The sequence below is a fragment of the Mesorhizobium erdmanii genome (genome assembly GCF_013170725.1).
GTDB classification, from domain to species: domain Bacteria; phylum Pseudomonadota; class Alphaproteobacteria; order Rhizobiales; family Rhizobiaceae; genus Mesorhizobium; species Mesorhizobium erdmanii.
Window position 1 is genome coordinate 2109829 of the sequence record NZ_CP033361.1, and the last position, 12458, is coordinate 2122286.

General features: G+C 63.7%; 14 protein-coding genes. 6 read left to right on the forward strand and 8 right to left on the reverse strand.

The features are described from left to right. Positions 1-136: 136 nt before the first annotated feature. Positions 137-1321: a pyridoxal phosphate-dependent aminotransferase gene (locus EB233_RS10170; RefSeq protein ID WP_027056779.1), complete on the reverse strand. Its 1185-nt coding sequence runs from the start codon at positions 1319-1321 to the stop codon at positions 137-139. A gap of 83 nt (positions 1322-1404) precedes the next feature. On the opposite strand from EB233_RS10170, the gene EB233_RS10175 reads away from it, so the two are divergent. The 4 genes from EB233_RS10175 to denD all read left to right on the forward strand — a co-directional run bounded on the left by EB233_RS10175 (position 1405) and on the right by denD (position 4358). Continuing rightward, a complete protein-coding gene (locus EB233_RS10175) occupies positions 1405-2091 on the forward strand; it encodes a GNAT family N-acetyltransferase (protein ID WP_064988969.1) in 687 nt (228 codons plus the stop codon). A gap of 12 nt (positions 2092-2103) precedes the next feature. Next, a complete protein-coding gene (locus EB233_RS10180; protein WP_064988968.1) occupies positions 2104-3066 on the forward strand; it encodes a cation diffusion facilitator family transporter in 963 nt (320 codons plus the stop codon). An 89-nt stretch (positions 3067-3155) separates the two neighbouring features. Next, a complete protein-coding gene (locus EB233_RS10185) occupies positions 3156-3368 on the forward strand; it encodes a hypothetical protein (RefSeq protein WP_027056782.1) in 213 nt (70 codons plus the stop codon). Positions 3369-3380: 12 nt separating this feature from the next. Next, on the forward strand, positions 3381-4358 hold the full coding sequence (denD, locus tag EB233_RS10190; RefSeq protein ID WP_064988967.1) for a D-erythronate dehydrogenase: 978 nt from the start codon (positions 3381-3383) through the stop codon (positions 4356-4358). 15 nt (positions 4359-4373) lie between these two features. On the opposite strand, the gene EB233_RS10195 is transcribed toward denD, so the two are convergent. The 5 genes from EB233_RS10195 to EB233_RS10215 all read right to left on the reverse strand — a co-directional run bounded on the left by EB233_RS10195 (position 4374) and on the right by EB233_RS10215 (position 8966). Further along, positions 4374-4727 carry a hypothetical protein gene (locus EB233_RS10195; protein WP_244277627.1) on the reverse strand — a complete coding sequence of 118 codons (354 nt, stop codon included), beginning with the start codon at positions 4725-4727 and terminating at the stop codon, positions 4374-4376. 142 nt (positions 4728-4869) lie between these two features. After that, a complete protein-coding gene (locus tag EB233_RS10200; protein ID WP_064988966.1) occupies positions 4870-6108 on the reverse strand; it encodes a nickel/cobalt transporter in 1239 nt (412 codons plus the stop codon). Then, positions 6105-6773 carry a DUF1007 family protein gene (locus EB233_RS10205; RefSeq protein ID WP_064988965.1) on the reverse strand — a complete coding sequence of 223 codons (669 nt, stop codon included), beginning with the start codon at positions 6771-6773 and terminating at the stop codon, positions 6105-6107. Before EB233_RS10205 ends, EB233_RS10200 begins: the two co-directional genes overlap by 4 nt. Positions 6774-6863: 90 nt before the next feature. After that, positions 6864-7763 carry a LysR family transcriptional regulator gene (locus EB233_RS10210; RefSeq protein WP_027056786.1) on the reverse strand — a complete coding sequence of 300 codons (900 nt, stop codon included), beginning with the start codon at positions 7761-7763 and terminating at the stop codon, positions 6864-6866. A 6-nt stretch (positions 7764-7769) separates the two neighbouring features. Further along, positions 7770-8966 carry an amidase gene (locus EB233_RS10215; protein WP_064988964.1) on the reverse strand — a complete coding sequence of 399 codons (1197 nt, stop codon included), beginning with the start codon at positions 8964-8966 and terminating at the stop codon, positions 7770-7772. Positions 8967-9508: 542 nt separating this feature from the next. Between EB233_RS10215 and odc2 the strand changes: the two genes are divergently transcribed. Both odc2 and EB233_RS10225 read left to right on the forward strand, forming a co-directional pair. Then, positions 9509-10642 carry an ornithine/lysine decarboxylase gene (gene odc2 / locus EB233_RS10220; protein ID WP_064988963.1) on the forward strand — a complete coding sequence of 378 codons (1134 nt, stop codon included), beginning with the start codon at positions 9509-9511 and terminating at the stop codon, positions 10640-10642. 140 nt (positions 10643-10782) lie between these two features. Next, positions 10783-11349 (forward strand): GNAT family N-acetyltransferase, encoded by a 567-nt coding sequence (locus EB233_RS10225; protein WP_027056789.1) that lies wholly within the window; start codon positions 10783-10785, stop codon positions 11347-11349. Between the two features lie 87 nt (positions 11350-11436). On the opposite strand, the gene EB233_RS10230 is transcribed toward EB233_RS10225, so the two are convergent. Beyond that, the gene (locus EB233_RS10230; RefSeq protein ID WP_027056790.1) at positions 11437-11721 is read right to left on the reverse strand and encodes an SCP2 sterol-binding domain-containing protein; all 285 of its coding nucleotides are present in this window, start codon (positions 11719-11721) and stop codon (positions 11437-11439) included. Between the two features lie 183 nt (positions 11722-11904). Then, positions 11905-12441, reverse strand: a complete 537-nt coding sequence (locus EB233_RS10235) for a hypothetical protein (RefSeq protein WP_027056791.1) — start codon at positions 12439-12441, stop codon at positions 11905-11907. Positions 12442-12458 lie beyond the last annotated feature (17 nt).

Sequence of the window (12458 nt, forward strand, 5' to 3'; positions counted from 1 at the left end):
TCGATCCTGTTTCTGGGACGGTACCCCTTCCCGACACGCACGCACAGTCTCGGCCTCGAGCCTCCGGACGGATCATGACACCGTCATGGCGGCCAGCCGCAAACTGCCTGGAAAGGGCACCGGCCTGCTTTGAAATCTACCTGGCGAGGAACGCTCCGATCCGCTCCAGCGCGCGCAGAATGTTCTCCTCGGAATTGGCGTAGGATAGCCTGACATAGCCTTCGCCGAGAATGCCGAAATCAGGGCCGCCGATCAGCGCCACGCCGGCTTCGTCGAGCAGCGCGGAGGCTAGCTTCTTGGCCTTCCAGCCGGTCTTCGAGACATTGGGGAAGGCGTAGAACGCACCCTTGGGCGTGATGCAGGAAATGTTGGGCAAGGCGTTCAGGCCCTCGACCACGACCTTCCGGCGGCGGTCGAAGGCGCGCATCATCGTGTCGACGTCGTCCTGGGGGCCGTCGATGGCCGCGATGCCGGCGAACTGGCTGGGCGCGTTGACGCAGGACCAGCAATTGACCGCCAGCTTGCGCACCTTGTCGTAGAGATGCGCGCCCTTGTCGCCATTCGGCCAGATCGACCAGCCCATGCGCCAGCCGGTCATCGCCCAGGTCTTCGACCAGCCGTTGAGCACGATCAGCCGGTCGCGGATTTCGGGGTAGCCGAGCAGCGAGCAATGCGTCTCGCCGTCATAGGTCATCACGTCGTAGATCTCGTCGGACATAATGGCGACGTCGGGGTGCTTCTCCAACCCCTTGACCAGCTTCTCGATCTCGGCGCGCGGCGTGACGCCGCCGGTCGGGTTGGCCGGCGAGTTGAGGATCAAGAGCCTGGTCTTCGGGGTGATCAGCGCCAGCGTCTCCTCGGCCGAGAAGGCAAAGCCGTTCTCCTCACGCATCGGCACCGGTATTGGTGCCGCACCGGTGAACTCGATCATCGAACGATAGATGGGAAAGCCGGGGTCGGGATAGAGAATCTCGGCGCCCGGCTCGCCGAACATCAGGATCGCGGCGAACATGGTCGGCTTGCCGCCGGGCAGGATCATCACTGTCTCGGGCGAGACCTCGACGCCGGTGGTGGTCAGCGTGCGGCGTACCACCGCCTCGCGCGTTGCCAGAAGACCGTTGGCCGGCGTGTAGCCATGGTGGCCGTCACGCAGTGCCTTGATCGCCGCCTCGACGATGTGCTGCGGCGTCTTGAAGTCCGGCTGGCCGATGCCGAGGTTGACGATGTCGCGGCCCTGTTGGGCAAGTGCGGTTGCCCTCGCGAGCACCGCGAAGGCATTTTCCTCGCCGAGACGGTCGAAGGCCGAAATCGTGTGGAGCATTTTTCCCGTCCGTGTGGTTCTTACTGTTGGGTCGCGTTTTTGTGAGCCTTGGGCCGCAAAAGTCAAACGGATTGGAGTGTTCGGTGTCGGAAAATCTCGCGAATTGGCAGCCACGTCCGCGTCCGGAGCGCAAGGCGATCGACGGTCGATATGTCCGGCTTGAACCGCTGAGCGCCGCAAAGCACGGCGATGGGCTTTATGAAGCGTCTTCCGTGCCCGATGTCGACGGCCGCTTCGCCTGGCTGCCAGATTATCCGCCGGAAACCCGTGCGGCCTTCCAGCCATGGCTGGACAAGGCCGAGGCGAGCGAGGATCCGCTGTTCTTCGCCATTATCGACAAGGCCAGCGGCAAGGTCGCCGGGCGCCAGACATTGATGCGCATCGATCCAGTCTATGGCGTCATCGAGATCGGCAACATTTATTGGGGCCCGCTGATCTCGCGCAAGGCGGCGGCGACCGAAGCGCAGTTCCTGTTCATGAAATACATCTTCGAGGCGCTCGGCTACCGCCGTTACGAATGGAAGTGCAACAACCGCAACGAGCCATCCAAGCGGGCCGCCGAACGGTTCGGCTTCAAGTTCGAGGGCATTTTCCGCCAGCACCTCATCGTCAAGGGTGAAAACCGCGACACCGCATGGTATTCGGTCATCGACAAGGAATGGCCGGCCTTGCGAAGGGCCTACGAAGCGTGGCTCGATCCGGCCAATTTCGATGGCGCCGGCCAGCAGAAGCGACGGCTCGAGGATTTTCGCGCGGAATTTGGGGCGTAACGGGAGTAGCCATTGGCGGATACCCACGATCACGGCGGGCACGATCATGGCGCTGGCCATGTGCATGGTTCGACCGACAAGAGGCGCGTGCTGATCGCGGCCGGGCTGACGGCAGGGTTCATGGTGGCGGAGGCGCTCGGCGGCTTCTTCACCGGGTCGCTGGCGCTGCTGGCGGATGCCGGCCATATGCTTGCCGACGCCATCGCGCTCGGTCTCGCCTGGTACGCCTTCCATCTCGCCGGGCGGCCGGCGACGGGACGGCTCACCTATGGATTCGGCCGGGTCAAGACACTGGTGGCCTATACCAACGGCATCGCCATCTTCGTCATCGCGCTGTGGATCGTCTATGAAGCCTGGGGACGCTTGCTTACACCGGCGCCGGTGCTGGGCGGACCGATGCTGGTGGTGGCGATCCTCGGCCTGCTGGTCAATATCGGCTCCTTCCTGGTGCTGCATGGCGGTGACCGCGAGAGCCTCAACATGCGCGGCGCCATCTTGCATGTGCTGGGCGATCTGCTCGGATCGGCCGCGGCGATCGTGGCGGCCATCGTCATCCTGGCAACCGGCTGGACGCCGATCGACCCGATCCTGTCGGTGCTGGTCTCGCTGCTGATCCTGTCGACGGCCTGGTCGCTGATGCGTGCCGCCGCCCATGTGCTGCTCGAAGGCGTGCCGCCAAGCCTTGACCGCGACCTGATCGCGGCCGACATCCAGAATGCGGTCAAGGGGGTGCGCGAGGTGCACCATATGCATATCTGGTCGCTCGATGGCGCCAGCACCATGGCGACGCTGCATGCCTGCCTCGACGAGGGCGTCGACGCGCATCAAGCGGTGAGCACGATCAAGAAGCGGCTTGCCAGCGAGCACGGCATCAGCCATGCCACGGTTGAACCGGAATTCGGCCAGTGCGCCGATGAAAGCGACGACCACGGTCATGCACATGATGCGGCCCCGCATCACCGCCACTATCACTAGGCCCGGTCCATTGCTATCGATCGGCCTTGTCACAGGAGTTCCACAGCCTTGAAAGTCAGCTCGACGAATGCCCGCTGCCCCGGTGCGGCCTGATGGACCGCGACACCAGGAATGCGGCTATCGCAGCGCTGTGGATCATGCTTCTTTTCGGCATTGCGGCCTTCTACCTGCCGACGGTGATGCTGGCTCTCGGCAGTTTTTCGACCGTTTTGGCCGGCATCTTCGGCATCGTCTTCGTGCTGGCGTTCTTCCTCGTGTTCTGGCTGCGCGCGCGCACCCAGCGCAAAAATCAGGGCAAGTAAGGGAATTCTGACATGCGCATTCTGATCACCGGCGCCGCGGGCATGGTCGGCCGCAAGCTCATCGCCCGGCTGGCCAAGGATGGACAGCTCAGCGGCAAGACGATCACCGCGCTCGATCTGCACGATATCGTGCCGCCGGAGGCCCCGGCCATGGCTGGCGTCACCATCAGCACCCATACCGGCGATCTCGCCGCGCCGGGTGCCGCCGAGAGCCTGGTCTCGTCGCGCCCCGATGTTGTCTTCCATCTTGCCGGCATCGTGTCGGGCGAGGCGGAAGCGAATTTCGATCTCGGCTATCGCGTCAATCTCGACGGCACGCGCGCGCTGTTCGATGCCATCCGTCTGGCGGGCTTTGCGCCGCGCGTCGTCTTCACCTCGTCGATCGCGGTGTTCGGTGCGCCGTTCCCGGACGTCATTCCCGATGAATTCCATCCGACGCCGCTGACCTCCTACGGCACGCAGAAGCAGATGAGCGAAGCGCTGCTGGCCGACTATTCCAGGCGCGGCTTCTTCGACGGCATCGGCATCCGTCTGCCGACAATCTGCGTGCGGCCCGGCGCGCCGAACAAGGCGGCCTCCGGCTTCTTCTCCGGCATCATCCGCGAGCCGCTGAGCGGCCATGAGGCGATCCTCCCGGTGCCGCGCTCCGTCGTCCACACCCACGCGAGTCCGCGCTCGGCGGTGGGTTTCCTGATCCATGCCGCGGGGATCGACGGCGCCGCGGTCGGGCCGCGCCGCAACCTGACGATGCCCGGCGTCGCCGTCACCGTCGGCGAGCAGATCGAGGCGCTGGAGCGCATCGCTGGGCCGAAGGTGGCAAAGCTGATCCGCGAGGTGCCGGACGAAACGATCTGGGCGATCGTCAAGGGCTGGCCGACCCGGTTCGAGGCGCGGCGGTCACGGGAACTCGGCTTCAGCGCCGAGAAGAGCTTTGACGAGATTATCCGCGCGCATATCGAGGATGAACTGGGCGGCAAGCATAGCGTCTGAAATCCGCTGAAGCCGCTACTCTTTCGAACGAGAATTGTCTTGTTCGCCCCACCTCGCGAAGAATCTCGTCTTTGCTCCCACGTAAAGCAAAGCCAGCAATAAACCTATTCCGACAAGGACGCTGTGGGTAAGAGCTACTACAACAAGAGCCAGTGCAAAACTGCCTCCCACAATGATGCCCATGAGGAACGAATTTCGGGTTCCTTTTCCTGCCCAAATTATCGCTATTGACGTTGCGAGCCATGCCAAAAAAATAAAAGTGGGCATTCCCCATTCAGACAGCCAAAACGGGCGTAATACCACTCCTGCAACGACGGCGGGGATGCCGAGCGCCATACGCGACAAAAACGTCCTGAAGTCTTTGTTCATCGCGAGATACCCGCATGAGCCTGACACGCCCACACGAAAGACGGCAACTCGTTAAAATAGTTTATTCGCCATTCGGAAATGGCAAGTCGAAGAGCCTCATAAATCAGCAGCTAAATCTTAGAACCCAGACATTTGACGCCACTCAAGCGCCGGCCAGGCTGGCCGACAGCAGCAACAATCCGAACAGGAAGACGAAGGCGGCGCCGCCGATCTCGACGATCGAATGGATGCGGTTGCCCATGCGGCCGTCGCCGGCGAAATACACCGCCCAGTTCTTGGCGGTGACGGCAAGCGTCGCCAGCGCCGAGACGGTGATGGCGGTTCCCAGCGACATTGCCAGCACCGACAGCAGGCCGCCGAGCCAGAGCCCGTTGAGGAGGGCAAAGCTCAGCACGATCAACGCGCCGGAGCAGGGGCGGATGCCGACAGCCGCCACCGCCGACCAGGCGGTGCGCCAGTCGAAGCGGTCGCCCGACAGCAACGCCGGATCGGGCGCATGCGAGTGGCCGCAGGTTTCGCAGACCTCGCCCACCCCATGGTCATGATGGGCGTGATCATGATGGGCGTGATCGTGCGCTCCGTGGTCATGGTCATGCGCGCCGTGGTCGTGATGATCATGCGCCGAATGGTCATGCACATGGTCGTGGTCGTCATGGACCCGCAGCGCGTGCGAATGGGCAGGCGCCGAATGGCCGTGCGCGGCATGCGAATGGCCGGCGTGGGAATGACCCGCGTGCGCGTGGCCAGCATGCGAGTGGCCACCGTGCGAATGGCCGGCGTGGGCCGCCGACAGGCTGTAGGCGGGCGCCCTGCCGAACAGGCGCAGGATGGAAGGGCCGAGCTTGCGCCACAAGAGCCAGGCGCCGAACAGGGTGACGAGGGCAAAGCTCATGATCTCCATGAACCACGCCGCGTCGGTCATCGAGATGGTGGTGCCGCGCAGGACGAAATAGGCAAGCAGCATCACCACAATCGCCGTCAGGCCCTGCAGCAGCGCCGAGACGAAGGACAACAGGATGCCGCGCCGCAGCGCCACTTCATTGGCGACCATGTAGGAGGAGATCACCGCCTTGCCGTGGCCGGGGCCGGCGGCGTGGAAAATGCCGTAGGCGAAGGACAGGCCGATGAGGATCCAGATCTTGCTGCCATCCTGGCGCATGGCCTTCATGGCACCGGCAAGAGCGCGGTAGAATTCCTGCTGCCTGAGATTGATCCACATCAGGATGTGGGCGAACGGACCGGTGGTCGGCGCCATGCCGTCATTGACGCCGATGCCGAGCGAAGACTGGGCATGGGCGGCATTGGCGAAATGCATCGCGGCAAAGGTGAGGGCCAACAGGCCTAGTGCCAAACGCAGGGACGGTTTCGTCACCGGTTTCATCCTTCTGGCTGACAGGTCAGTTCGAGCTTGGTCGCGAAGATCTTGCTCATGTCGGTGCCTGTCGGGTCGTTGAAGAAGGCATCGGTCAAGGTCTTCTGGTTTTCCTTGATGGCCTCATCCGGATCTGGACGGATCACCTTTTTGGTACAGTTCGACGGCAGGCCTTCGACCGTGATGTTGGAATCCTCGGTAAAGTCGATCGCCGTATAGAAAGTCGGATCGTAGACGCCGATGTCGATCGTGCCGGTCAGCTTGATCGGCACCTTGGGTTCCGACTCGAACAGGATGATCAACTGGTCGTTGTCGAAATTGGCCATCAAATGTGGCGGCGGCACCATCGTCACATCCTTGCCGTTCTGCGTGACGAGCTGGAAATAGTTGAATTCGGCCAGCGAGGCATGAACGGTGTCGGCGACATCCTTCAGCTCCTTGTCGTCAAGCTTCAGGTCTGAGTTCTTGTCGAACTCCATCATCACCGTACTCGAAAACAGGTCGTCGAAACGCCAGAGATGACGCAGCGCTTTCACACTTTGGTGATCCGCAGAGAGGATCACGTCGAGGCGGGCCTCGGCGAAGACGTGCGGATGCACGTAAGCCGGCCCCGTGGCGACAAAGGTCGCCGCCACGGCCGAAGCCAGCATCATTGCGTGCCGTTTGAACTGCATTCCCGGTCGCGATTCCCTTGGCTTTGGAGGTGAGGGCGAGGGGCTATCAGAAAGGGGGCGAAATTGGGACCGCGACGAGGCAAAGAACACTCAGGCGATCTCGCGCGTCCGGAACCACTGCACCAGGAAGTCGACGAAAACCCGGACCTTGGCCGGCAGATAACGGCGGTGCGGATAGACGGCGAAGATGCCGCCGCCGGACAGGATGCGGTCGTCGAGCGCCGTCACCAACTGGCCGGACTTGAGGTCGGGCGCGGCGATGAAATCCGGCAGCATGCAGAATCCGAGCCCCGACAGGGCGGCGGCTCGCGCCGTCATCGGACTGTTGACCTCGATCGGTCCTGACACGGCGACGCTCAGCTGATCGTTGTTGTCGCCCTTGAACCCCCAGTTGTTGAGCCCGCGGCCATTGGTGTCGACGATACAGGGCATGTGGCCGAGATCCTGCGGCCGCGTCGGCATGCCATGCTTGGCAATCAGTTCGGGCGAGGCGCACAGCTTCACGGAAAACGGCGCCAGGCGCCGGGCGATCAACGACGAATTTTCCAGCCTGGAGATGCGCACCGCGAGGTCGAAACCTTCCTCGACGAGGTCGACGAAGCGATCGTCGAGCTGGATGTCGAGCACGATGTCGGGGTGCTGCTTGGCGAAGTCGATCAGCGATTGGCCGACCGGGGCGTCGGCGAAGGTGCGCGGCGCCGACAGCTTGATCCTGCCGCGTACGTCGCCGGAGGATTCGCGCACGGCGTCGGCCAGGCTGTCGACCTCGCGCACGATCTCCGAGGCGCGCCGGTAGTATGTGTGGCCGGCCTCGGTCATCGAGAACTGGCGCGTCGTGCGATTGAGCAGCAGCGCGCCGAGTTCGTCCTCCAGCTCGCGCACATATTTCGACAGCAGTGCCTTGGAGCGGCCGATCTTGCGCGCCGCCGCTGAAAAGCCCTCGGCCTCGACGACGTCGATGAAGGCGCGCATGCGGGTCAGTGTGTCCATGGTTGTTCAGGCCCTTTGTGCTGCGTCGAGAAGTTTTCGGCCGAGCCGTATCAGGGCAATGTCGCTGCCGGAAGGGCCCAGCAGCGACAGGCCGAACGGTGCGCCGGCGACCGAGCCGATGGGCAAGGTGATCTGTGGAAAGCCGGACAGCCCCGCCAAGCATAGAAGATGCAGGGCTCGCTCGCGATAAGTTTGGAACTGTTCCGGGGTGCTGTCGACGTAGGGCGCCGGACCCGGCACCGTCGGCAGGACGAGGAAGCCGTCCGTGCCGAGCAGGGCGCCGAGTTCGCCGCGGAACGTCAGGCGGCGCACTTTCTCGGCCTGCGCCGTGCGGTCATCGACGGCGCGGCCGAAGCCGAATCGCTCCTCGACGCCGGGGCCAAGTTCGCGCTCGCCGCTGGTGATCCATTCGCCATGCACGCCCCAGGCTTCCTTGGCCTGCAGCCGGCGAAAGCACCAGTAGAGTTCATCCGGGGACGAGCTGAAGTGCGTCGCCGTTGTGGCCAGGGCGCCGAAAACCGCGCTCGCCAGTGCCTTCATCCCGGCATATTCGGCAAGTGCTGGGCGAGCGACCATCTCGTCCAGCCAGCCGAGCGTCAGTGGGCGGTCGAGGGAATGCTGGTGCGGGTCGCGGCCAAGCAGCAGCTTGCCGACGGTCTCGTAGGTCTCGATGTCGTCGGCGAACCAGCCGAACGTGTCGAAGCTCGGCGCCAGCTTCATGGCGCCATCGAGCGAAATGCGGCCATGGGTGGTGCGCAGCCCGATCAGCCCGCAAAAGCTAGCCGGCGCGCGGATCGAGCCGCCGGTGTCGGAGCCCGTGGCGATGTCGGCCAGCCTGCCGGCCACTGCGGACGCCGACCCCGACGACGAGCCACCGGTGACGCGGTCGGGTGCGGCGGGGTTCACCGGAAACGAGAAATGCGCGTTCTGGCCGAACAGCGCGAAGGCAAGCTCGTCGGTCTGCGTCTTGCCGACGAAGCGCGCGCCGGCATCGAGAATCGTCTGCACGGCGGGTGCCGTGCGCGAGGCGGCATTGCTGTGCGCGAACTTCCGTAAATTGCCGCAGCCGGTGCGGTAGCCGGCGACGTCGTAAATGTCCTTGACGGCCAGACGCAGGCCGGCGAGCGGGCCGAGCTCGGCGTTGGCCACCGGCATCTGGCGAAGATCGAGAAAGGCGTTGAGAGGGCCGTGCGTGCCTGTCATCGTTCGATATCCGGATACGATTGCGTCTACATTGTTCGATGCCAGAAATTTTACAACCTTGGATACGATTTTTATTGATTGTGACGGCCACCGGCCATATATCGCGCTTGCCCAAAGTCGCACGTGCCTGTGGGTGTCCGCCGATCCTCGAATGGTGAGGGAAATCGGTAAGGTAACTGGAGCCAACCCCTCCAGTCGGTTTAGCGGCCAACCGCCAGACCGAGGACACCTTGAAGCAACGACGGTGCGGGCCTTTCTGGTTCTCTGCCGGTCGTCCAAAGACCGGGGTTACTGAAGAGGCACACCTTCATTGCCGGCAGTGCGGAACGGGGTTCTCCCAATCCAAGCCAAGGCAGACAAAGCGGACCGAAGCCGGGCAAGGCCGAGGTTCATCGCCGCGAGACGGCGTTTCATGGTTCCGGGGTCTCCACCGGCTGGTTCCATGGAATTTCCGTCCCGCCTTTGTTTGACCGCGTGTTCGCGAGGCCGACAGCCCGCGTCCGCACCCTTGTGCGCGCCGAAAGGCGTGATGGAGAAACCCGATGGCTACCCAGCGCATCCTCGACTTCCTCGCCACCCGACGTCCGTCCGGCCCCTGCCTCGTCGTCGACCTCGATGTCGTGCGCGACAATTTCCGCGCCTTCGAGAAGGCGTTGCCCGATTCCAAGATCTACTATGCGGTGAAAGCAAACCCGGCGCCGGAAATCCTGCGCCTGCTTGCTGCGATGGGCTCGTCCTTCGACACCGCATCGGTTGCCGAAGTCGAGATGGCGATGGACGCGGGTGCGCCCGCGGACCGCATCTCCTTCGGCAACACCATCAAGAAGGAGCGTGACATCGCACGTGCCTATCAGCTCGGCATCCGCCTGTTCGCGGTCGATTGCGTCGAGGAGGTCGAGAAGGTCGCCCGCGTCGCTCCGGGGGCGCGCGTGTTCTGCCGCGTGCTGACCGACGGCGAGGGCGCCGAATGGCCGCTGTCGCGCAAGTTCGGCTGCGTGCCCGCGATGGCCGTCGACGTGCTGCGCCATGCCAAGGGGCTCGGCCTCGACGCCTATGGCGTGTCGTTCCATGTCGGCTCCCAGCAGACCGACCTGACCGCCTGGGACCGTGCGCTGGCCGACGCCAAGAAGGTGTTCGCGACGCTCGCCGAGGAGGGCATCGTGCTGAAGATGGTCAATATGGGCGGCGGGTTCCCGACGCGTTACCTGCGTGACGTGCCGGTCGCCCAGGCCTACGGCCAGGCGATCTTCTCGGCGCTGCGCAAGCATTTCGGCAATGCCATTCCGGAAACCATCATCGAGCCGGGTCGTGGCATGGTCGGCAATGCCGGCGTCATCAAGTCGGAAGTCGTGCTGATCTCGAAGAAAGCCGACAATGACAATGTGCGCTGGGTGTTCCTCGATATCGGCAAGTTCGGCGGCCTGGCCGAGACCATGGACGAGGCGATCCGCTATCCCCTGGTTACCCGCCATGACGGCTCGGAGACCGCGCCGTGCGTGCTGGCCGGCCCGACCTGCGATTCGGCCGACGTGATGTACGAGAAGACGCCATATCCGCTGCCCTTGTCGCTGACCATCGGCGACGAGGTGCTGATTGAAGGCACCGGCGCCTACACGACCACCTATTCTGCGGTGGCGTTCAACGGCTTCGAGCCTCTCCGATCCTACGTGATCTGACGGTTCTTTATTTGGCGCATTTTCGGCCACCACTTCGCCTGAAAATGCGTTGAGAACCGATCAGATCATCCGGCGCGGGCGCTTGCCGTCCGCCCGGCTTCGCTTGTGGAACAGATCTCCGCTCGCCAAGGATTGCGGAAATGGAAATGTCAGTTGAAATCGTAGCTCATGCGCCGGCCTTCGCAATGGTCGCCGAAACCGGTGCCGACGTCGCGGCACGCGAAGCCTTGCTCGATCGTGCCATGGGGCCGATGCGGCGGAAAAAATCGTCGGAGAAGCTGCGGCGCGGTCGCCGGCCTTCGGAAGGGCTGGCTTTCGTCGCGCGCGATGCATCGGGCGGCGTCGCCGGTACGGTGCGGCTGTGGGATGTCAGGCTGGGCGAGGGCGGTCGGGCGGCGTTGCTGCTTGGCCCGCTCGCCGTCGATCCGTCGCTCAAGAATGCCGGCATCGGCTCGGCGCTGATGCGCCATGCGGTCGCGGAAGCCGCGCGGCTGGGCCACGCGGCGATCCTGCTGGTCGGCGACGCGCCCTATTACGGACGCTTCGGCTTCTCAGCCGCCAGGACCGGTTCGCTCGCCATGCCAGGGCCCTATGAGCGGCACCGCTTGCTGGCACTGGAACTGGTGGAAGGCGCGCTCGACGGCGCGCAAGGCACGCTGAAGGCGGCGGGACGCAAACTGAAGGCGCAGGCGACGATGGCCGCTTGAGGCCGCCCCGCTGTCTCCCTAACAAGAACGCCGCCCGGAAGGCGGCGTTTTTTGCGGTTCATGAGCCCAACGGGCAGCAGCCTCCGCTCAGCCGATCAGCTGGCTGAGCGCCATCGCCACCGTCATGTCGCCTTCGACTTTGATCTTGCCTGTCATGAACGCCATGGTCGGGTTCAGGTCGCCTGATATCAGCGAGTCCAGATCGTCGAGCGAGAGCTTGATGGTGCAGTCGGTGGGGGCATCGGTGTTCGAGACGGTTGCGCCGTCGATGACGATGACGCCGTCGCTGCCGGTGTCGAATTTCACGGAACGATCGAACCCGCTGCTGGCCACGCGCGACTTGATCTTCTCGGCAATCTCCTGAACGCTCACGCTGTTCTCCTGTCTGGTTGCATCCGTCATGCAGGGAATTTCGGTCCGGCCGAAGCCCTTGCTGCCTCGAGGCGATTACAATCGCTGCCGCATATAGCGGCGGGTTGACGTTTACGTCAACGCGAATTGCTCGGAGTGGTTCCTATCGCCGCACCTGGCGAGCTGCCGGGACAAGCCCGCCGGTCAGTGGGCCGGCGGCGCCTCGGTTTCGCCCGGCTTGGCTGTCTCGGGCGCGGGGGTGGTGGAATCCTGCCGACGGCGCAGCCAATTGTCGCGGATTTCGTCCTTGCTCAGGAAATTCACCTGATCGATCAGAACCTCGTGCACCAGGGTCGCGCCGACGCGGGTGTTGATGGCATCGCGGATCGCGGCGCGAAAGGCATCGAGGTCGATCGTTGCCTTCTTGCTGAAGTCGATCTGGGGATTGGAATAGAGGTAGGTGTAGACCTGATCGGTGATCAGCGCCTCGGCAGGAATCGACAGCTTCTTTATCTGCTCCGGTTCGACGGTGTAGACGAGCTTGGCCAGGAAGTAGCCGCCGATCCCGGAGTCCCGGATCAACGGCACCGAAATGACGTCGGTCTTGACGTAATCCAGCCCGCCCAGCATCGGCTTGGGCTTCTCGCCGACGCCTTTTTCGCCGGCGGCCTGGAACGAATAGAACACCGCGCCGAGCGTGGCGGCGCAGATCCAGACAGCGATGGCGATGACCTTGATCATTCAGAGGCCGAGCCCGA

What these genes read in the sequence shown, in the direction of transcription:
- EB233_RS10170 (WP_027056779.1), bottom strand. Translation starts at nt 1,321, where the DNA reads ATGCTCCACACGATTTCGGCCTTCGACCGTCTCGGCGAGGAAAATGCC.
- denD (WP_064988967.1), top strand. Translation starts at nt 3,381, where the DNA reads ATGCGCATTCTGATCACCGGCGCCGCGGGCATGGTCGGCCGCAAGCTC.
- EB233_RS10195 (WP_244277627.1), bottom strand. Translation starts at nt 4,727, where the DNA reads ATGAACAAAGACTTCAGGACGTTTTTGTCGCGTATGGCGCTCGGCATC.
- EB233_RS10200 (WP_064988966.1), bottom strand. Translation starts at nt 6,108, where the DNA reads ATGAAACCGGTGACGAAACCGTCCCTGCGTTTGGCACTAGGCCTGTTG.
- EB233_RS10205 (WP_064988965.1), bottom strand. Translation starts at nt 6,773, where the DNA reads ATGCAGTTCAAACGGCACGCAATGATGCTGGCTTCGGCCGTGGCGGCG.
- EB233_RS10210 (WP_027056786.1), bottom strand. Translation starts at nt 7,763, where the DNA reads ATGGACACACTGACCCGCATGCGCGCCTTCATCGACGTCGTCGAGGCC.
- EB233_RS10215 (WP_064988964.1), bottom strand. Translation starts at nt 8,966, where the DNA reads ATGACAGGCACGCACGGCCCTCTCAACGCCTTTCTCGATCTTCGCCAG.
- odc2 (WP_064988963.1), top strand. Translation starts at nt 9,509, where the DNA reads ATGGCTACCCAGCGCATCCTCGACTTCCTCGCCACCCGACGTCCGTCC.
- EB233_RS10225 (WP_027056789.1), top strand. Translation starts at nt 10,783, where the DNA reads ATGGAAATGTCAGTTGAAATCGTAGCTCATGCGCCGGCCTTCGCAATG.
- EB233_RS10235 (WP_027056791.1), bottom strand. Translation starts at nt 12,441, where the DNA reads ATGATCAAGGTCATCGCCATCGCTGTCTGGATCTGCGCCGCCACGCTC.